This window comes from Mycobacterium sp. pV006 (assembly GCF_041287115.1).
Lineage (GTDB): Bacteria > Actinomycetota > Actinomycetes > Mycobacteriales > Mycobacteriaceae > Mycobacterium.
The window spans coordinates 90,154-109,386 of record NZ_JBGGKT010000011.1 but is presented as its reverse complement, the minus strand read 5'-3'; the positions used below and the strand labels follow the sequence as shown (position 1 = coordinate 109,386).

18 protein-coding genes are annotated in these 19,233 nt (G+C 69.3%); 9 read left to right on the top strand and 9 right to left on the bottom strand.

The genetic code is table 11. The features are described from left to right. Positions 1-75: 75 nt before the first annotated feature. Both ACAG25_RS17810 and ACAG25_RS17805 read left to right on the top strand, forming a co-directional pair. Complete coding sequence (locus tag ACAG25_RS17810) at positions 76-2,658, top strand: ABC transporter ATP-binding protein/permease (RefSeq protein WP_370489786.1); 2,583 nt, start codon at positions 76-78, stop codon at positions 2,656-2,658. Further along, positions 2,655-4,391, top strand: coding sequence for an ABC transporter ATP-binding protein (locus ACAG25_RS17805; RefSeq protein WP_370489785.1), 1,737 nt, complete (start codon positions 2,655-2,657; stop codon positions 4,389-4,391). The genes ACAG25_RS17810 and ACAG25_RS17805 overlap by 4 nt, the downstream gene beginning before the upstream one ends. 71 nt (positions 4,392-4,462) lie before the next feature. Here ACAG25_RS17805 and ACAG25_RS17800 read toward each other — a convergent pair whose 3' ends face one another. Together ACAG25_RS17800 and ACAG25_RS17795 are read right to left on the bottom strand one after the other, a co-directional pair. After that, positions 4,463-5,824 carry an FAD-binding oxidoreductase gene (locus ACAG25_RS17800; RefSeq protein WP_370489784.1) on the bottom strand — a complete coding sequence of 454 codons (1,362 nt, stop codon included), beginning with the start codon at positions 5,822-5,824 and terminating at the stop codon, positions 4,463-4,465. 10 nt (positions 5,825-5,834) lie between these two features. Next, on the bottom strand, positions 5,835-7,070 hold the full coding sequence (locus ACAG25_RS17795; protein ID WP_370489846.1) for an MFS transporter: 1,236 nt from the start codon (positions 7,068-7,070) through the stop codon (positions 5,835-5,837). A gap of 72 nt (positions 7,071-7,142) precedes the next feature. Between ACAG25_RS17795 and ACAG25_RS17790 the strand changes: the two genes are divergently transcribed. Beyond that, a complete protein-coding gene (locus tag ACAG25_RS17790) occupies positions 7,143-7,997 on the top strand; it encodes a uracil-DNA glycosylase (RefSeq protein WP_370489783.1) in 855 nt (284 codons plus the stop codon). 7 nt (positions 7,998-8,004) lie between these two features. After that, positions 8,005-9,054 carry an LLM class flavin-dependent oxidoreductase gene (locus ACAG25_RS17785; protein WP_370489782.1) on the top strand — a complete coding sequence of 350 codons (1,050 nt, stop codon included), beginning with the start codon at positions 8,005-8,007 and terminating at the stop codon, positions 9,052-9,054. On the opposite strand, the gene ACAG25_RS17780 is transcribed toward ACAG25_RS17785, so the two are convergent. The 3 genes from ACAG25_RS17780 to ACAG25_RS17770 are packed head-to-tail and all read right to left on the bottom strand — an operon-like array spanning position 9,051 to position 10,458. Next, positions 9,051-9,509, bottom strand: coding sequence for a nitroreductase family deazaflavin-dependent oxidoreductase (locus ACAG25_RS17780; protein ID WP_370489781.1), 459 nt, complete (start codon positions 9,507-9,509; stop codon positions 9,051-9,053). The genes ACAG25_RS17785 and ACAG25_RS17780 overlap by 4 nt on opposite strands. Positions 9,510-9,512: 3 nt before the next feature. Continuing rightward, positions 9,513-9,950: an HIT family protein gene (locus ACAG25_RS17775; RefSeq protein WP_370489780.1), complete on the bottom strand. Its 438-nt coding sequence runs from the start codon at positions 9,948-9,950 to the stop codon at positions 9,513-9,515. A gap of 4 nt (positions 9,951-9,954) precedes the next feature. Next, positions 9,955-10,458: a DNA-deoxyinosine glycosylase gene (locus ACAG25_RS17770; protein ID WP_370489779.1), complete on the bottom strand. Its 504-nt coding sequence runs from the start codon at positions 10,456-10,458 to the stop codon at positions 9,955-9,957. On the opposite strand from ACAG25_RS17770, the gene ACAG25_RS17765 reads away from it, so the two are divergent. Continuing rightward, positions 10,457-11,614, top strand: coding sequence for an adenylate/guanylate cyclase domain-containing protein (locus ACAG25_RS17765; protein WP_370489778.1), 1,158 nt, complete (start codon positions 10,457-10,459; stop codon positions 11,612-11,614). The two genes, ACAG25_RS17770 and ACAG25_RS17765, sit on opposite strands and share 2 nt — an antisense overlap. Positions 11,615-11,690: 76 nt before the next feature. Beyond that, the gene (locus ACAG25_RS17760) at positions 11,691-13,112 is read left to right on the top strand and encodes a DUF222 domain-containing protein (protein ID WP_370489777.1); all 1,422 of its coding nucleotides are present in this window, start codon (positions 11,691-11,693) and stop codon (positions 13,110-13,112) included. On the opposite strand, the gene ACAG25_RS17755 is transcribed toward ACAG25_RS17760, so the two are convergent. The 3 genes from ACAG25_RS17755 to ACAG25_RS17745 are packed head-to-tail and all read right to left on the bottom strand — an operon-like array spanning position 13,113 to position 15,677. Then, complete coding sequence (locus tag ACAG25_RS17755; protein WP_370489776.1) at positions 13,113-15,326, bottom strand: heavy metal translocating P-type ATPase; 2,214 nt, start codon at positions 15,324-15,326, stop codon at positions 13,113-13,115. It abuts the gene before it with no gap. Further along, on the bottom strand, positions 15,323-15,466 hold the full coding sequence (locus ACAG25_RS17750; RefSeq protein ID WP_370489775.1) for a hypothetical protein: 144 nt from the start codon (positions 15,464-15,466) through the stop codon (positions 15,323-15,325). The genes ACAG25_RS17755 and ACAG25_RS17750 overlap by 4 nt, the downstream gene beginning before the upstream one ends. Before the next feature lie 4 nt (positions 15,467-15,470). After that, entirely contained in the window at positions 15,471-15,677 is a 207-nt protein-coding gene (locus ACAG25_RS17745; protein WP_370489774.1) for a heavy-metal-associated domain-containing protein, read from the bottom strand. A gap of 54 nt (positions 15,678-15,731) precedes the next feature. Here ACAG25_RS17745 and ACAG25_RS17740 point away from each other — a divergent pair, with 54 nt between their 5' ends. The 3 genes from ACAG25_RS17740 to ACAG25_RS17730 are packed head-to-tail and all read left to right on the top strand — an operon-like array spanning position 15,732 to position 17,049. Beyond that, complete coding sequence (locus ACAG25_RS17740; protein WP_370489845.1) at positions 15,732-16,367, top strand: DUF305 domain-containing protein; 636 nt, start codon at positions 15,732-15,734, stop codon at positions 16,365-16,367. 20 nt (positions 16,368-16,387) lie between these two features. Then, the gene (gene dtd, locus ACAG25_RS17735) at positions 16,388-16,819 is read left to right on the top strand and encodes a D-aminoacyl-tRNA deacylase (RefSeq protein ID WP_370489773.1); all 432 of its coding nucleotides are present in this window, start codon (positions 16,388-16,390) and stop codon (positions 16,817-16,819) included. Positions 16,820-16,848: 29 nt separating this feature from the next. Next, positions 16,849-17,049, top strand: a complete 201-nt coding sequence (locus ACAG25_RS17730; protein ID WP_370489772.1) for a hypothetical protein — start codon at positions 16,849-16,851, stop codon at positions 17,047-17,049. Here the strand turns inward: ACAG25_RS17730 and ACAG25_RS17725 are convergent. Beyond that, positions 17,046-19,211, bottom strand: coding sequence for a molybdopterin-dependent oxidoreductase (locus ACAG25_RS17725; RefSeq protein ID WP_370489771.1), 2,166 nt, complete (start codon positions 19,209-19,211; stop codon positions 17,046-17,048). The genes ACAG25_RS17730 and ACAG25_RS17725 overlap by 4 nt on opposite strands. Between the last annotated feature and the right edge of the window lie 22 nt (positions 19,212-19,233).

Genomic DNA, 19,233 nt, shown 5'->3' with positions numbered 1-19,233 from the left:
CCGGCTCGGTAAGGCTACCCTCAGTACCGATCCGTCATGTCGTGCGCGGCAGCCGGACGCACGAAGGGAGAGGCGATGGCACGCGGTTTCCAGGGCGTGATGCTGCGCGGGTTCGGTGCCCGTGACCACGAGGCCACCGTGCTCGAGAAGCACTACCTGGCTCCGCACTTCGTCCGGGTCCGTCTGATCTCGCCGACGCTGTTCGAGGAGGTCGTCGCCGAACCCACGTCGTGGCTGCGGTTCTGGTTTCCCGACCCCGACGGCTCGGACACCGAGTTCCAGCGCGCGTACACGATCACCGAAGCCGATCCGGACACCGGGCGGTTCGCCGTCGACATGGTGCTGCACGAGCCGTCCGGACCGGCCTCCACGTGGGCCCGAGATGTCGAACCGGGCGCGACGATCGCGGTGATGTCGTTGGGCTCGCGCGGGTTCGCCGTCGCCGACGACCCTCTCGACCGGCCGGCGGGCTATCTGCTGATCGGTGACTCGGCGTCCACGCCGGCCATCAACGGCATCATCGGCGCCGTCCCGCACGACATCCCCATCGAGCTCTACCTCGAACAGCACCATGACGACGACGCGCTCATCCCGCTCGCCGACCACCCCCGCCTGACGCTGCACCGGGTGCCCCGCGTGGACACCGGCTCGCTGGCCGCGGCCGTGCAGGCGCGCGACTGGTCGAACTGGTACGCCTGGGTCGGGCCGGAAGCCGCCTCGCTGAAGCCACTGCGCGCCCGGCTGCGCGACGAATTCGGCTTCCCCAAACAGGAAGTCCATGCCCAGGCCTACTGGACGCAGGGCCGCGCCATGGGTTCCCACCGCGACGGCGAGCGGCAGGACCCCGCCGAGACGCCGCCGCCGACCACCACGGCCGAACCGGCGCCCGTGCCGGAGGCGACGCCGGGGCGGTGGCGCGCAGCCGCCGGCGGCCGCCTGTTGGCGCCGCTGAAGAAGCCGCTGATCATCGCGGGCGTGCTGCAGGCCGTGATCACCCTCGTCGAGCTCGCACCCTTCGTGCTGCTCGTCGAGCTGGCCCGCTTGCTGCTGACGGGGGCCGACGCCGACCGCCTCTGGGAGCTCGGGCTGGCGGCACTGACCCTGATCGGCACCGGGGCCGCCCTTGCCGCCGCGCTGACGTGGTGGCTGCACCGACTCGACGCCCGCTTCGCGCACGGCGTGCGCGGCCGGCTCCTGACCAAACTGGCCCGACTTCCCTTGGGCTGGTTCACCTCCCGCGGATCGGCATCGGTCAAGCAGGTGGTCCAGGACGATGCGATGGCGCTGCACTACCTGATCACCCACGCCATCCCGGACGCCGTGGCCGCGGTGGTGGCTCCGGTGGCGGTGCTGGTCTATCTGTTCGTCACCGACTGGCGCATCGCGCTGGTGCTGTTCATCCCCGTGCTGATCTACCTGGTGCTGATGTCGGTGATGACGATCCAGTCCGGATCCAAGATCACCCAGGCCCCGCGCTGGGCCGAGCGGATGAGCGGCGAGGCCGACGCCTATCTCGAAGGCCAGCCGGTGATCCGGATGTTCGGGGGTGTCGCCGCGTCGAGTTTCCGGCGACGGCTCGACGAGTACATCGAGTTCCTGGTCAGCTGGCAGCGGCCGTTCGTCGGCAAGAAGACGTCGATGGACATCGTCACCCGCCCGTCGACGTTCCTGTGGCTGATCCTGGTCGCCGGTGTGCCGCTGGTGGTCTCGGGACGGATGGACCCGGTCGACCTGTTGCCGTTCCTGCTGCTGGGGACGACGTTCGGGGCGCGGCTGCTGGGCATCGCGTACGGCCTGGGCGGTATCCAGACCGGGATGCAGGCGGCGAGGAGGATCCAGAGCACGCTGGACGAACCGGAGTTGACGGTCGCGGACCCGGCCGCTCAGATCTCCACCCAGACCCCGCCCGGCACCGTCGAATTCGATCGCGTCAGCTTTGCCTACCGGCCGGGCGTACCGGTCATCGAGGACGTGACACTGACGCTGCGCCCCGGCACGGTGACCGCGCTCGTCGGCCCGTCCGGGTCGGGCAAGTCGACATTGGCTGCGCTGGCCGCGCGCTTCCATGAGGTCGCCGACGGCGCGATCAGGGTCGACGGCCGCGACATCCGCACCTTGTCGGCCGACGAGCTGTACCGGCGCATCGGTTTCGTCCTGCAGGACACCCAGCTGGTGCATGGCACCGTCGCCGAGAACATCGCGCTGGCCGACCCGGATGCCGGTCTCGATCGGATCCAGTCCGCGGCGCGCGACGCGCAGATCCACGAACGGATCCTGCGGATGCCCGAGGGCTACGACACCATGCTGGGCGCCGGGGCGACGTTGTCAGGCGGGGAGCGCCAACGGTTGACGATCGCCCGGGCGATCCTGGCCGACACCCCGGTGTTGATCCTCGACGAGGCCACCGCATTCGCCGACCCGGAGTCGGAATACCTGGTGCAGCAGGCACTCAACCGGCTCACCCGGGACCGCACCGTCCTGGTCATCGCCCACCGGCTGCACACCGTCACCCACGCCGACCAGATCGTCGTCCTCGACCACGGCCGCATCGCCGAGATCGGCACCCATGACGAACTGCTGGCTGCGGGCGGTCGCTACCGCACGCTGTGGGATTCCGGCCGCGGTGCCGAGGCGACCAGTTTGGAGGCGCACCGATGATCCGGACACTGCTGGCGCTGATCCCGCAGGTACGGCGCGCGACGGTCAGTCTCTACACGGTGCTGACGCTGACGTCGGTTCTGCTGCGCGCTGCGGCCACCGTGCTGCTGATCCCGTTGCTGGCGGCGCTGTTCGGTGACACCCCGGCCGACGCCTGGCGGTGGCTGGGCTGGTTGACCGCGGTCACCGTGATCGGTTGGGTCGTCGACACCGCCACGGCGCGACTGGGTTTCGCGTTGGGGTTCGCCGTGCTGGACCGTGCTCAGCACGACATGGCCGACACGCTTCCCGACATCAGGCTGGACTGGTTCGACCAGGACAACACCGCCACCACACGCCAGGCGATCGCGGCGACCGGCCCCGAGTTGGTCGGCCTGGTGGTCAACCTGCTGACCCCGCTGATCGGGGCGATGCTGCTGCCGGCCGCGATCGGGACGGCACTGCTGTTCGTCTCGGTGCCGCTCGGGTTGGCCGCGTTGGCGGGGGTGGCGGTCCTGTTCGGCGCGCTCTGGTTGTCCGGACGGTTGAGTCGCGGCGCCGACCGGGTGGCCGCGGCGACCAACACCGCGTTCACGGAACGCATCATCGAGTTCGCACGCACTCAGCAGGCGCTGCGTTCGGCGCGGCGCGTCGAACCGGAGCGCAGCCTGGTGGGCACCGCTCTCGAGGCGCAGCACGGGGCGAGCCTGCGGCTGCTGACCATGCAGATCCCGGGTCAGTTGTTGTTCAGCCTGGCCTCCCAGGTCGCGCTGATCCTGTTCGCCGGGATGACGGCGTGGCTGACGGTGCGCGGGGATCTGGGCGTGGCCGAGGCCGTGGCGCTGATCGTCGTGCTGGCCCGCTACCTGGAACCGTTCACCGTGGTCAGCGAACTCGGGCCGGCGATCGAGACGACCCGCGCCACACTCGGGCGGATCCGCGGCGTGCTGGATGCGCCGAAACTGACCTCGGGAACCCGCCCGCTGCCGGCCGGGACCGCCGCGCCCACCATCACCTTTGACGACGTGAGCTTCGGATACGGCGACGACCTGGTCCTCGACCGGGTCAGCTTCGCCCTGCAGCCGGGGTCGACCACCGCGATCGTCGGCCCCTCGGGGTCGGGTAAGAGCACCATCCTGGCGTTGATCGCCGGTCTGCATCACCCGCGGACCGGGCGGGTGCTCATCGACGGCGTCGACGTCACCGACATGGATCCCGAGTCGCGGCGGGCGGCCGTCAGCGTGGTGTTCCAGCATCCGTACCTGTTCGACGGAGCCGTGCGCGACAACGTGCTCGCCGGCGACCCGGCTGCCGACGCCGACGCGGTGGCCGCGGCGATGCGACTCGCGCGCGTCGACGAACTCACCGGGCGGCTGCCCGACGGGGACGCCACCCGCGTGGGCGAAGGCGGCGCGGCGCTCTCGGGTGGGGAACGCCAACGGGTCAGCATCGCGCGGGCTCTGCTCAAGCCGGCGCCGGTACTGCTCGTCGACGAGGCCACCAGCGCGCTGGACACCGAGAACGAGGCCGCGGTGGTCGATGCGTTGACCGCCGATCCGCGCGAGCGCACGCGCGTCATCGTGGCGCACCGGCTGGCCAGCATCCGGCACGCCGACCGGGTGTTGTTCGTCGAGGGCGGTCGGGTGATCGAGGACGGCCCGATCGACGAATTGCAGGCTGCCGGTGGGCGGTTCGACCAGTTCTGGCGTCAGCAGCAGGCCGCCGCGACCTGGCAGATCGCCGCCCGCGCCTGACCGTTTGTCCCGCGAGCAGACGCGTAGGCCCCTATTCGGCGGCAATTTGGGGGTCTGGGCGTCTGCTCGCGCTAGAGACCGGCGCCCGGATTCAGGATGCCGTCGGGGTCCAGCGCGGTCTTGATGCGGCGGTTGAGCTCCATCGCCTCAGGGCCGAGCTGGCCGGCCAGCCACGGCCGCTTGAGTCGGCCGACCCCGTGCTCGCCGGTGATGGTCCCACCCAGCCCGACGGCCAGATCCATGATCTCGCCGAACGCCTGCTGCGCGCGCTGCTCCATCGCGGCGTCGGCGGGGTCGTAGACGATGAGCGGATGGGTGTTGCCGTCGCCGGCGTGCGCGATCACCGAGATCACCAGGTCGTGATCGGCGGCGATCTTCTCCACGCCGCTGACCAGTTCGGCCAACTTCGGCAGCGGCACTCCGACGTCCTCGAGCAGCAACGAGCCCTTGGCCTCCACCGCCGGGATCGCGTACCGGCGGGCCGCCACGAACGCCTCGCCCTCGTCCGGGTCGGAGGTCGAAAACACCTCGGCGGCACCGTGATCGGTGAACACCGACGCCATGTACTCGGCATCCTCGGCGCAGGCGGCCCCGCGGTCGTCGGACGCGGCGACCAGCATCGCCGCCGCGGTGCGATCGAGCCCCATCTTCAGGTGATCCTCGACGGCGTTGATCGCGACGGCGTCCATGAACTCCAGCATCGACGGCCGGATCTTGCCGGTGATCTCGACGACGGCCCGGGCGGCGGCATCCACCGACGCGAAGCTGGCGACCACGGTGGCCGCACCTCGTTGCGCCGGAAGCAGTTTCAGCGTGATCTCGGTGACGACGCCCAGCGTGCCCTCGCTACCGACGAACAGTTTGGTCAGTGACAGACCGGCGACATCCTTCAGGCGCGGTCCGCCGAGGCGCACCGCGGTGCCGTCGGCCAGCACCACCTGCAGGCCGAGGACGTAATCGGTGGTGACGCCGTACTTGACGCAGCACAGCCCGCCGGCATTGGTCGCGACGTTGCCGCCGATACTGCAGATCTCGAACGACGACGGATCCGGTGGATACCACAGCCCGTGCTCGGCGACGGCCTGTTTGACCTCGGCGTTGAGCAGGCCGGGCTGCACCACCGCCGTCCGTGTCACCGGGTCGACGCGGATGTCGCGCATCTTCTCCGTGGACAGCACGATCCCGCCGTCGAGCGCGGTGGCACCGCCGGACAGCCCGGTGCCCATGCCGCGGGGCACCACGGCGATCCGGTGCGCGGTGGCCCAACGCAGGACGGTCTGGACCTCCTCGGTGCTCCGCGGCCGCACCACCGCCAACGCGGTGCCGGCGCCGGGATCGGCGGCCCGGTCCTGCCGGTAGGAGGCCACGATGTCGGGGTCGGTGACGACGGTGCCGTCGGGGAGGTCGGCGATCAGCGCCGCCAGCGGTTGCACGCCGTCGATCCTAGGCTGCGGGCGCGGTGGGTTCGTCGAGATCACGCAGCGCCGGCAGGAACACCGCGACCATCCCGACCACCAGCATCGGGATGGACAACGCCAGGAACGTCGTCTGCAGGCCGGCCGTGTCGGCCAGGGGCCCCGCGATGATCAGCCCCACCGGACCGGCGGCATAGGCCAACGACCCCATCACCCCGACGACGCGTCCGCGCAGGTGCTGGGGCGCCCGTGTCTGCATCACGAAGTTGTAGATCGGTTGGATGGGACCGTAGGCGAAGCCACCGATGGCGGCCATCGCCAGGATCCAGGGCAGCGGCGGCAGGAACGCGATCACGGTCATCGTCGCGCCCAGCGTGAGGACTGCGGCCACCATCGTGGCGCGTCGGCTGAGGTACCGCGAGGTCACCGCGTAACTCAACGCGCCGACCAGGCCGCCCAGCGACAGCGCCATCAGCACCCAGCCCAGCTGCGCAGGTTCGTCGCGGTCGGTGAAGTACTTCGGGAACAGCACGGCTTCCATCGGCATGTACAGCCCGACCACCACCAGGTCGATCAACGCCAGCACGCGCAGAACCCGCAGGTTCCACACGAACCGCAGTCCTTCGACGATGCCCACCCACACCCGGTCGGGCAGCTCGGTGCGGTCGGGCACCCCGGCGCCCTCCAACCGGACCGCTGCGACCAGCCCCATCGAGACCGCGAACGCACCTGCGGTGATCCACATGGTGTTGATCCCGCCGACCGTGGCGATCAGCAGGCCGCCGATACCGGGTCCGACGATGTAGGCCAGGTTGAAGACGGCCTCGAAGTAGCTGTTGGCCTTGTCCAGCGTCCACCCGGCCCGTACCGCGGCTTCGGGCAGCATGGTCTCGCGCGCGGTCATGCCCGCCGGGTCGAAGAACGCGCCCAGTGCGGCCAGGGTGGCCAGCACCGCGACGTTGACCGCGTCGACACCGAAGAGCAGCGCGATCACCGGAACCGCTGCTACCGAGAGCGCCGAGAGCAGGTCGGAGATGATCGACACCCGCCGCCGGCCCAGGTAGTCCACGGCGGCCCCGGCAAACAGGGTGGCCACCAGCAGCGGCAGCGTCGCGGCCATCGCCACCACCGACGCCTCCATCGCGGACCCGTTGCGCTGCAGCACCAGCCACGGGAACGCGATGATCGAGATGCCGTTGCCCGCACCGGCCATCAGCGCCGCGGACAGGATCAGCAGGATGGACCCGCGCTTGCCGGTGATCATGATTCGCGGTGAATGTACCGCCGCGGTGGCGGCCACGGCGATCCTTTTTCGGTGACCGGGCACACTGGGCGGGTGACTCTGCCCCATCCACGCGTCGGGGGCGCGTTTCCGTCGCCGGTGCGGCCGGGCTCGGGTTGGCCAGGTGACCCGGCGACCTCACGCACCGCAGTGGCCACCACGCCCGCGGAGGTGACGGCGATCGCCGAGGGTGCCCGCCGGCTGAAGCAGATCGACGCGGCGATCTCGGTCTGCCGGGCCTGCCCACGCCTGGTCGCGTGGCGCGAGCAGGTAGCCGTGGACAAGCGCCGCTCCTATGCCGAGCAGCCGTACTGGGGGCGGCCGGCGCCGGGTTTCGGCGCGGCCCGGCCGCGGATCTGGATCGTCGGGCTGGCCCCAGCCGCCCACGGCGCCAACCGCACCGGTCGCGTCTTCACCGGGGACCGCTCCGGCGACTTCTTGTTCGCGTCGCTGTACCGCAGTGGGCTGGCCAACCAGGAGCTGTGCGTGGACAGCGCAGACGGGTTGCAGCTCAACGATGTTCGGGTTGCCGCCTCGGTGCGGTGCGCGCCACCGGCCAACGCGCCCACCCCGGCCGAGCGCAGCACGTGTGCGCCGTGGCTGGACGCCGAATGGCGTCTGACCAAGGCAGACGTGCGGGTGATCGTCGCGCTCGGCGGCTTCGCCTGGCAGGTCGCATTGGCGATGATCCGCCGCGCCGGCGGGACGGTGCAGGTGCCCGCGCCGAAGTTCGGGCACGGCGCCACGGCCACGCTGACGACTCCCGACGGCCCGGTGACGTTGTTGGGCTGTTTCCACCCCAGCCAGCAGAACACCTTCACCGGCCGCCTGACGCCGCAGATGATGGATGACGTCTTCACCACCGCCCGTGAGTTCGCCGGGGAACGGAACCCGCGCCCGGGACGTTGATCCGGTAATGCGTCTCTCAGTACTCGACCTCGTCCCCGTCCGGTCCGACCAGAGCACCGCCGACGCGCTCGCTGCCACGACGCGTCTGGCCCAGGTCGCCGACAGCCTCGGTTACACCCGCTACTGGGTGGCCGAGCACCACAACATGCCCTCGGTCGCGGCGACCAGCCCGCCCGTCCTGATCGCCCACCTGGCCGCGCACACGTCGGCGATGCGCCTCGGCTCCGGTGGCGTGATGCTGCCCAACCATGCGCCGCTCGCCGTCGCCGAGCAGTTCGCCCTGCTGGAAGCCGCGCACCCCGGTCGTATCGACCTGGGCATCGGACGCGCGCCCGGCTCCGACCCGGTGACCTCCATGGCGTTGCGGGGCGCCGCCGGCCGCGACGATCGCGACATCGAGAATTTCCCGGACTACCTCGACGACGTCAGAGCCCTGATGAGTCGCAACGGTGTGCGGGTGGCGCTGCCGCGCGATCTGATGCGCGACAACTACGTGCTCAAGGCGACGCCGGCAGCGGTGAGCGAGCCCCGACTCTGGCTGCTCGGCTCGTCGATGTACTCGGCGAGACTGGCCGCGGCCAAGGGGCTGCCGTACGTGTTCGCCCACCATTTCTCCGGTCAGGGCACCGAGGAGGCGCTGCGTCTGTACCGCAACGACTTCAAGCCCAGCGAGCTGACGCCTGAACCGGTGACCTTCCTGACTGTCAACGCGGTCGTGGCGCCGACGCACGACGAGGCGATGCGGCTGATGCTGCCGAACCTGCAGATGATGGCCAAGCTGCGTACCGGTCAGCCGCTCGGACCCGTCGACCTCGTCGAGGACGCCGAAGCCAACCAACTCAGCCCGCAGGCGCGTGCGGTCGTGGAGGCCGGGCTGCGCCAGGCGGTGGTGGGGTCCCCGGCCGAGGCGGCCGAACAAGTACACGCTCTGGCGGAGAAGTTCGACGTCGACGAGGTGATGGTCCATCCCGTGGCGTCGGCCTACCGGGATGACGATCCGGCGACCTCGCCCGCGCGGGAGGTCACGCTCGAACTGCTGGCCAAGGAACTCCTCTAGGACTTCGGCGTCAGCCGCACGATCGGGATCGGGCGGCTGGTCCGCTTCTGATATCCGTTGTAGCGGTTCGCGTTCTGCTTGTTCACCAGGTCCCACATGCGCGAGTAGTCCGGATCGTCGGGTAGCACGCGCGTGGCTGTCACGGCGAGTCGGCGCGGACCCAGGTTGATCTCGATGTCCGGGTTCGCCTTGAGGTTGTGGTACCAGCCGGGGGCTTTCGGGTCGCCACCCTTGGACGCGACGACGAGGTAGTCGCCGCCGTCCGGAAAGTAGGACAGCGTGGTGGTCCGCGCCTTACCGGTCTTGGCGCCGACGGTGTGCAGCAGCAGGCTCGGCGCCACCCCTGGCAACGGAATCCGATGCCCGACACGGCCGTTGGTGCGCTTGTAGATCGCATCGTGCATCATCAACAGCCGGTATCCGACGTTGCGTTCGACCCATTGCGCCAGGCTCATGGGTCAATCCTTCTCCGCAGCACCCAGTCGCGCCAGTGCCTCCCGCAGAATGCGGCCGGTTTCCTCGCGGTCGGAGTCGCGACGAAGCAGCACCCCCTTGGCGAAGGACAACTTGTCGCCGTCACGGCGCGGGACCACGTGCAGATGGATATGGAACACCGTCTGGAACGCGGCCTTGCCGTCGTTGATGGCGATGTTGTTGCCGTCGGCATGCAGTCCGGACGACCGGGCCGCCAGCGCGACACGCTGACCGATCTCGGTCATCCGGGCCACCGTCGAGGGCGGCGTGTCGGTGAGGTCGACGGTGTGCCGCTTCGGGATCACCAGGGTGTGACCGCGGGTGAACGGACGGATGTCGAGCAGGGCCAGGAAGTCGTCGTCTTCCCAGATCCGGATCGCCGGGGCGTCGCCGGCGACGATCGCGCAGAACACACAGGACATCTCGTCACGCTAGCTGTTCGCTCATACCGGACCGCCAGGCCGCCAGCTTGTCGTCGAAGCGCATCGTCTGCGCGGGGCTCGTCGAGGGCAGGCGGTGGTACTTCAGCGGATGGTCCACGATCACCAGCCGGTGGTAGTTCTTCTCCGCGGCGGCACCGTTGAAGTACACGTGGGTGATGGTCGGATGGTCCGCGAACAGCGACGTGAAGTCGTTGGCGACCATGCTGGCCGGTTCGACCTTGGAGTCGAGGCTGCCGGGCCGGCGACACTCCCGCAGCACATCCCACACGGCGACACCGGCGTCGGTGAGTCCGGTGACGCGTTCCTCGTACGGCGCCTCGGGATCGAACCCGAACAACGCGCCGGTGATCCGCCAGAACGCGTTGTGGCGATAGGCGTAGTAGCGCTGCGCCGTCAGTGAGGCGACTCCGGGCATGTTGCCCAGGATCAACAGCCGGGCTCCGGCGGCGACGATCGGCGGGAAGCTGTACACGGTCGGCGACGTCATGGCTCCTGTGTACCCACGGTCGGATACGTTGGTCGACGTGGCCCATGACGCCGAGATCGCCAGGTTGCTCGACGGGCTCGACGGTGCCGCTCGCGAAGAACGCGCGGAGCTGATCGCGTGGCTGCTCGAGCGTGGGGTCACCACCGAGCAGATCCGCACCAGTTCCGCGCCGATGCTGCTGGCGTCGCGGCGGGTCATCGGTGACGACGGCCGGTACATCTCGGCGCGCGAGGCAGCTGCGAACGCGGGCGTGGAACTCGAACTGTTCGAGCGTATCCAGCATGCGATGGGGTTGCCCCGCGTCGAAGATCCCGACGCGGAGGTGTTCCTCCGCGCCGACGCCGACGCGGCGCGGTTCACCCGGGACTTTCTCGACGCCGGTATCGATGCCGATGAACTCGTGCAGATCACCCGCCTGCTCGGCGACGGTCTGTCACGCGCCGCCGAGGCGATGCGCTACGCCGCGCTGGCAGCGGTGATTCAGCCGGGGGCAACCGAATTGGAGATCGCGAAGGCCTCGGAATCCCTGGTCGCGGCCATCGCACCGCTGCTCGGCCCGATGATCCACGACGTGTTGCTGCTGCAGCTACGCCACGCGATCGAGACCGAGGCCGTCAACGCCAGTGAGCGTGCCGAAGGCCAGCACCTGCCCGGGGCGCGCGAGGTCAGCATCGCGTTCGCCGACCTGGTCGGCTTCACCCGGCTCGGAGAGGCCGTCCCGCCCGAGGACCTGGAGCGGCTCTCGCAGCGGCTGGCCGACATGACCCGAGAGGTCGCCGAACCACCCGTGCGGTTCGTCAAGACGATCGGCGACGAGGTGATGCTGGTCAGCACCGACCCGGTGCCGTTGCTGGAGGCGGTGCTCCAGCTGGTCGACGACACCAACGGCGACGACGACTTCCCGCGGCTGCGTGTCGGTGTCGCCTCGGGGATGGCGGTGAGCCGGGCGGGGGACTGGTTCGGCAGCCCGGTGAACCTCGCCGCGCGCGTGACCGGGGCGGCGCGGCCGGGCTCGGTGCTGGTGTCGGAGTCGGCGCGCGAGACGATCGGCGACGACGACCGGTTCCGGTGGTCGTTCGCCGGTGCGCGGCACCTCAAGGGCATCAAGAGCGACGTGAAGCTGTTCCGGGCGCGTCGGGCATCGGCGGACAGCTGAAACCCCTTCTGTAACTTTGGTTTCTGCGGTCACAAACCACGGCGACTTGTCAGTGGATCGCACTAATGTTCGATTCATGGATTCGGTTGTCGAATCTTTCGAGGTGATCGCCGAGCAGGTGGCGGTCCTGTCGAAGGCCGCCGACGAGGTGTCGCATCGTGAGCTGATCGACTTGTTGAGTCGGCTCACCACGCTGGCGCGTGCGCTCCCGGCGCTCGAACACCAGATCCTGGCCCGCCTCACCGATGAGACCGAGCCGTTCCGGCTGGGTGAGAAGTCATGGAAGAAGGTGCTGACCACGGCGTTGCGGGTCAGCGGTGCTGCTGCCGAGCGTCGGCTCAAGCGGGCGGCAATGTTGGGTCCGCGTCGGTCGATGAGCGGGGAACCGTTGGCTCCGGTGTGGGAGTCCACCGCGGCCGCGCAGGCGCGGGGCCTGTTGGACGAGGAGCATGTCGCGGTGATCGCGAAGTTCCACAAGAAGCTGCCTGCGCACGTCGATGTCGCCACCCGGGCCGAAGCAGACCGGCATCTGGCCGATGTCGCGGTCGGCCTCGACCCGGAGAACCTCGACGCGGCCGCGGCGATGTTGTTGGTGATGATCGATCCCGACGGTGTTCCGCCCAGTGAGGCCGAAATCGCCCGCAAGTGCGGCATCACCGTGGGCAAGCAGCGCGCCGATGGCACCGCCACGATCTCGGGAACCCTGTCCCCGGAAGCGCTGGCGATCTGGCAGGCGATCTTCGCCAAGGAAGCCGCCCCGGGCGCCAACCTGCCCGACCAGGACCGCGAGCCCGAGCAGCCCAGTGCCGGGCCGCCGGAACACGATCAAGCGGCCGACGACGCCGGCAGCGACGAAACACCCGCCGGCACACCCGATCCCGCCCCGCACCGCGACCTGCGCAGCCAAGCCCAACGCAACCACGACGCGTTCGTCGCCCTGGGCCGACGGGTCTTGGAGTCCGGGGAGCTCGGAAGCCACAACGGGTTACCCGTGACGGTGATCGTGTCGACAACTTTGCGGGAGCTGGAGAGAGGTGCCGGAGTCGCAGTCACCGGCGGAGGGTCCGTGCTTCCGATGCGTGATCTGATCCGCATGGCCGCCAAGGCACACCACTATCTGTATGTGTTCGACCAGCACACCGGCCAAAGCCTGTATCTGGGCCGGGCCCGACGTCTGGCCAACGCCGCTCAGCGGATCGTGTTGCACGCCCGCGATCGCGGTTGCACCAGGCCCGGGTGCACCGTACCGGGCTACCGGTGCCAGGTCCACCACCGCAACCCCTGGTCCGAGGGTGGGCTCACCGACATCGATGACCTGACCCTGGCGTGCCCGTGTGATCACCGCATGCTCGATTGCACCGATTGGCGCACCGTCAAGAACGCCAAGAACCAGACCGAATGGATCCCGCCCCCAGACCTCGACAAGGGCCGACACCGTACCAACGGGTACCACCACCCCGAGCGTTACCTGCTGCCCGAGGAAGACGACGATCCGTAGCTACCGCGACGGGTTGAACGTGCGCAGTCGCAAGCTGTTGCTGACCACGAACACGGAGCTGAACGCCATCGCAGCCCCGGCGATCATCGGGTTCAGCAGGCCGGCGGCGGCGAGCGGCAGTGCGGCGACGTTGTAGCCGAACGCCCAGAACAGGTTGCCCTTGATGGTGCTCAACGTCTTGCGGGACAACCGAATCGCATCGGGCACCGCACGCAGATCGTTGCTGATGAGCGTGAGGTCGCTGGCTTCGATCGCGACGTCGGTGCCGCTGCCCATCGCCAGCCCGAGATCGGCTTGGGCCAGCGCGGCCGCGTCGTTCACGCCGTCGCCGACCATGGCCACGACCCGGCCCTCGGCCTGTAGACGTTTGACGGTGTCGACCTTCTCCTGGGGCAGCACACCGGCGATCACCTCGTCGATGCCGACTGCGCCGGCGACGGTTCGGGCCACCGCCTCGTTGTCGCCGGTGACCATGATCGGTCGCAGTCCCATGCCGCGCAGCGTCCGGATCGCTTCTGCGGACGTCGGTTTGATCGCGTCGGCCACCGCCAGCAGTCCCCGCGCCCGTCCGTCCCAGCCGGCGACGACGACGGTGTGACCGTCGGATTCGGCCCGTGCCATCGTGTCGAGCAACTGTCGGTCCACCGCGAGGCCCTGCTCGCTGAGCAGACGCGCGCGCCCGACCCACACCGTCTTGTCCTCGACGATTCCGCGCACACCAAGCCCGCGCAGGTTGGTGAAATCGCTTACGGGAGGCAAGGTTCCGAGCTTCGCCGCGGCGCCGGCGCTGATGGCCTGCGCGATCGGATGCTCGGAGGAACCCTCCAGCGCCCCGGCGACCCGGAGGACGTCGTCGACATCCTCGCCGTCGGCCGCGACCACCGCGGCGAGTTCCATCGTCCCGGTCGTCACCGTCCCGGTCTTGTCGACCAGCACGGTGTCGACCTCGCGGGTGGACTCCAGCACCTCGGGGCCCTTGATCAGGATGCCCAGTTGAGCACCGCGGCCGGTGCCGACCATCAGCGCGGTCGGCGTGGCCAGTCCCAGCGCGCACGGGCAGGCGATGATCAGCACCGAGACCGCCGCGGTGAACGCCGCCACCAAGGAGAAGCCGGCACCGATCCAGAAGCCCAGCGTGGCGACCGCGAGAGCGATCACGATTGGGACGAAGATCCCCGAGATCCGGTCGGCCAATCGCTGAGCCTGGGCCTTGCCGTTTTGCGCGTCCTCGACCAGGCGGGCCATCTGGGCGAGCTGTGTGTCGGCGCCGACCCGCTCGGCGCGCACCACCAGCTGGCCGTCCGCGTTGACTGTGGCGCCGACCACCTGGTCACCGGTGGTGACCTCCACAGGCACCGACTCGCCGGTCAGCATGGAGGCGTCGATGGTCGAGTACCCCTCGATCACCACACCGTCGGCGGCGATCTTCTCACCCGGACGCACGACGAACTCGTCACCGACGGCCAGCTGGTCGATCGGAATACGTTGCTGGGCACCGCCTCTCCGTACCATGACCTCTTTCGCGCCCATCTCGAGCAGTGCCCGCAGCGCGGAGCCGGCCTGTCGTTTGGCGCGCGCCTCGAAGTAGCGGCCGGCCAGGATGAACGTCGTGACCCCGGCAGCGGCCTCTAGGTAAATGTGGGCGCTGCCGTCGGTGCGCGCGATCGTGAACTCGAACGGATGCGTCAGCCCGGGCATGCCGGCCGTGCCCCAGAACAGCGCGTACACCGACCAGCCGAACGCGGCCAGGGTACCGACCGAGATGAGCGTGTCCATGGTCGCGGCGCCGTGGCGCAGGTTGGTCCAGGCGGCGCGGTGGAACGGCCACGCACCCCACACCACGACCGGCGCCGCCAGCGTCAGCGACAGCCACTGCCAGTGCGTGAACTGCAGCGGCGGGACCATCGCCATCGCGATCACCGGCACCGACAGAGCGAGGCAGATCAGCAGACGTTGCCGCAGTGCGGCGGTCGGATCGTCATCGGCCGGTGCGTCGTCCACCGACTGTGCGGGCAGAGTCGCCTCGTAACCTGCGGCCTCGACCGCGGCAACCAGCTGTTCGGGGGTCACGTCGGCGTCGAACTCGACGCGCGCCTTCTCCGTCGCGAAGTTGACGGTCGCGGTGACCCCGTCGAGCTTGTTGAGCTTCTTCTCCACCCGCGCTGCGCACGACGCGCACGTCATGCCGCCGATGGAGAGTTCCACCGACGTCATGGCGTCTCTCCGACGTGCGAGTGCGGATGGGGCGCGGGCGGGGCAGGCTCGGGGCCGAACACCTGACCCACCCAGAACGCGGCGACGAACACCGCGGCCAGCGCAGCGGTGAACGCGGCGATCCGTACCGGGGCCGTCATGGCGTCAGCCCGCGAGCTGGTAGCCGGCCTCTTCGACCGCGGCTTTGACCGCTGCGTCGTCGACGGGGGCGTCGCTGGTGATGGTGACCGTACCGTTGGAGAGGTCGATGTCGACGTCGACGACGCCGGGCACGGCTTTCAGCTCGGCACGCACGGACTTGGCGCATCCGCTACAGGTCATGCCGGCAACGGTGATGGTGGATGTGGCCATGTCCCGTAATATACCCCCCTAGGGTATCTCTGACCAGAGAGGAGTCACGAAGTGATGGTCAATCGGAAGACGCGCGCGACGGTGGGCGCGGCGATCGCTGCCACGGCGTTGGTGCTGGCGGGTTGCAGCAGCGACAGCGGGGAGACCGCCGAGGACCCCGGCACACACCAGGGAACGCATCAGGAGCATGACACCACCACGTCGGCCGCGGACGGCGCCGCTGCGCACAACGACGCCGATGCGACTTTCGCCCGCGACATGATCCCGCATCACGAGCAGGCCGTCGTGATGAGCGACATCGTGTTGGCCAAGGACGGCGTCGACGCGCGGGTGCTCGACCTGGCCACCCGGATCAAGGCCGCGCAGGGACCGGAGATCGAGACCATGCGGCAGTGGCTCGCCGACTGGCAGGTGCCGCCGGCCGACCCGCACGCCCACCACGGAGCCGACCACGCCGAGATGGGCATGCTCAGCGACGCCGAACTCGACGCGCTGCGCAACGCGCAGGGTGTCGACGCCGCCCGGCAGTTCCTGACCGGGATGATCCGCCACCACGAGGGCGCGGTCCGGATGGCCCAGACCGAGGTCGACAACGGCAAGTCCGCCGATGCGGTGCAGCTGGCGCGCGACATCATCGACAGCCAGCAGCGCGAGATCGACGAGATGAGGCAGATCCTCGACTCGCTCTGAGGCATGGCACGATCGCGGTCATGCGGATCCTGGTGCAGCGTGTCACATCTGCGCGGGTGATCGTCGACGGTGACATCGTCGGGCAGATCACCCCGCAGGGCCAGGGGCTGCTCGCGCTGGTCGGCGTCACGCACACCGACGATTCGGCGATCGCGCGTAGGCTCGCCGAAAAGCTGTGGAAGCTCCGGATTCTCGACGACGAGAAGTCCGCGAACGAGGTGGACGCACCGATCCTGGTGGTCAGTCAGTTCACCTTGTACGGCAACACCACCAAGGGCCGGCGACCCACATGGAACGCAGCTGCACCGCGACCGGTCGCCGAACCCCTGGTCGAGGAGTTCGCGGCGGCGCTGACCGAGTTGGGCGCCCATGTCCAGACCGGGGTCTTCGGCGCGGACATGGCCGTCGAACTGGTCAACGACGGTCCGGTGACGCTGCTGTTGGAGCTGTGAACTCACCGCCGGGCTGGCATCCTGGAGTGATGGCAAAAGAGATCGACCGGCAGCGCGCCTCGGGTGCGCTCGCAGTCCTGCGGCAGCACCCGGTGATGGTGCTGTTCGCGTTGTCCCCGGTGTTGGTGGGACTCGGCCTGGTGTGGTGGCTGGCCGGCGCCGGGTGGGCGATCGTGCTGTTGTTGGTGCTGGCCGTCGCCGGCGGCATGGCGGTGCTGCGGAAGCGTTAACGCACGGGCTCGACCGCCACGTAGCTGGAGTTCAGTGCCGGGGTCTGAGACAGCGGATCGACCGGGTCCCCGTCGACGAGCAGGTTTCGGTTGACGCCGTAGACCATGGCGTTCGAACCGTTCTTGGGATCGAAAACCCGTGACCCCCAACCATGGCCGATGACGACGACGCCCGGGCGCGGCCGGTCGTCGACCGTCGCGGTGAGCTCCACGGCGCCGACGGGGGAGTGCACCCGTACCCGGTCGCCGTCGGTGATCCCGAGCCGCGCAGCGTCGGCTGGGTGGATGACGACGTCGCTGCCTTTCCCCGCCGGATGCAACCCCGGCAGCTCGTTGAGCCAGGAGTTCATCGAATGCCGGTGGCGTCGGTTGGCCAGCTGGAACGGATAGCCCGCGGGGCCGCGGGGCGCGGGTTCGGTGAGCAGCTCGCGGGCACGTTCGACGAACTCCGACGGCGCGACGTGGACGCGGCCGTCCGGTGTGCGCAGCGCATCCCGGAAGTGGCCGAACTCGCGTGGGCCCAGCACCCAGCCGTGCGGATGCGCCAGCACGTCGCGCCAGCGGATGCGGCGTCCATCGACCTTGCGGCTCGTCGCGATCAGCAGTCGGTTCACCCAGTGCGGACCGAATTCCATGCCGGGTTTCCGCGTGACCCGTGCCAGACGGCGGGAGGCCTTGACGAACGCGTTGAGCCCGGGCGCCCCGAACAGCGGGCGGTTCATCGCCAGCGCGAGGTCGGTGAAGATGCGCCACTCCTCGCGGGCGCCTTCCGGCGGGTCGACCGCACGGACCCCGTAGTGCAGATAGGGCTCGTCGTGCAGGCTGCTCGTGAACGCCAGCAGGTCGTCGCGTTCCAGCCAGTGCACCGCCGGCAGCAACCAGTGTGCGTGCCGATGGCTTTCGCGCTGCACGAAGTCGATGGCCACCAACAGATCCAGTTGTGCCAGAGCATGATCGAGCTTGGCGCCGTCCGGGCCGGCGATCACCGGGTTGCCGCTGTTGATCACCAGCGCGCGGATCTGGCCGTGGCCGGGTGTGGTGATCTCGCCGGGCAGTTCGGACAGCGCGTGCGCGCCCGCCACCATGTCGCGTCCGCGCAACCGACTCTTGTGCGGCTTGCCGCCGGCCAGACCGGCCAGCCGCAGCGCATCGACGTAACCCGGCTCGAACCGCCGGCCGCCGGGCCGGTCCATCCGCCCGGTGATCACGTTGAGCACCTGGCCCAGCCATTCGCCGACCGTGCCGGCCAGATGCAGCGACACCCCGGTGCGGGTCACCACCATGGCCCGCTCGGCAGAAGCGAATCCGCGTGCGACCGAGACGATGTGGTGGGTCGGGATGTCGCACCGACCGGCGAGATCGTCCAGGTCCGCTGCGGCCACGAGATCACGCAGGGCGGCCATTCCGGTGACCAGATCGCGGCAGTCACCCTGGTGTTCGAGACCCTCGTCGAGGATCACCTTGACCATGGCCAGAAGCAGCGCCCAGTCCTGTCCGGGACGTACCGGCAGGTGCACGTCGGCGTGATCGACGGTCTCGGTGCGCAGCGGGTCGACGACCGCGATCGTCGCACCCTGGCTCTGGCGGGCCAGTGCGCGACGCCAGCCACCGGGCGCCGACTCGACCCAGTTCCAGGCGCTCACAGCAGGATTGGTGCCGACCAGTAGGAAATAGTCACAATTGTCGATGTCGGAGACCGGCACCATCAGTGTCGAACCGTACATCTTCTCGGCGACGACGTGCAGTGCGTTCTGGTCCACCGATCCCACCGCGTACCGGTTGAACGTCCCGACCGCATCCATCCACGCGTTCATGAACATCAGGTTCGACGACGAGTATCCGGCCGGGTTGCCGTAGTACGCGGCAACGGCGTCGGGCCCGCCGGTGTCGACGATCGCGTTCATCCGTGCGGCGATGTCTCCGATCGCCTCGTCCCAGCCGGTCTCGACGTAGCGGTCACCGACGCGTTTCATCGGCGCGGTGATCCGGCGTGGGTGTTCCACCACCCGGGCCGCGGTGCGCCCCTTGGCGCAGAAATCCTGCCAGCTGTGCGGGTTCTGCTTGTCCGGCGAGATCTTGAGCACGCGGTTGTCGCTGACGGTGACCTCGAGCCCGCAGGACGCCAGGCAGTACCGGCAGAACGTGTGCACAGTCCGGGTCATGCCCACATGCTGCCCGAGGGCT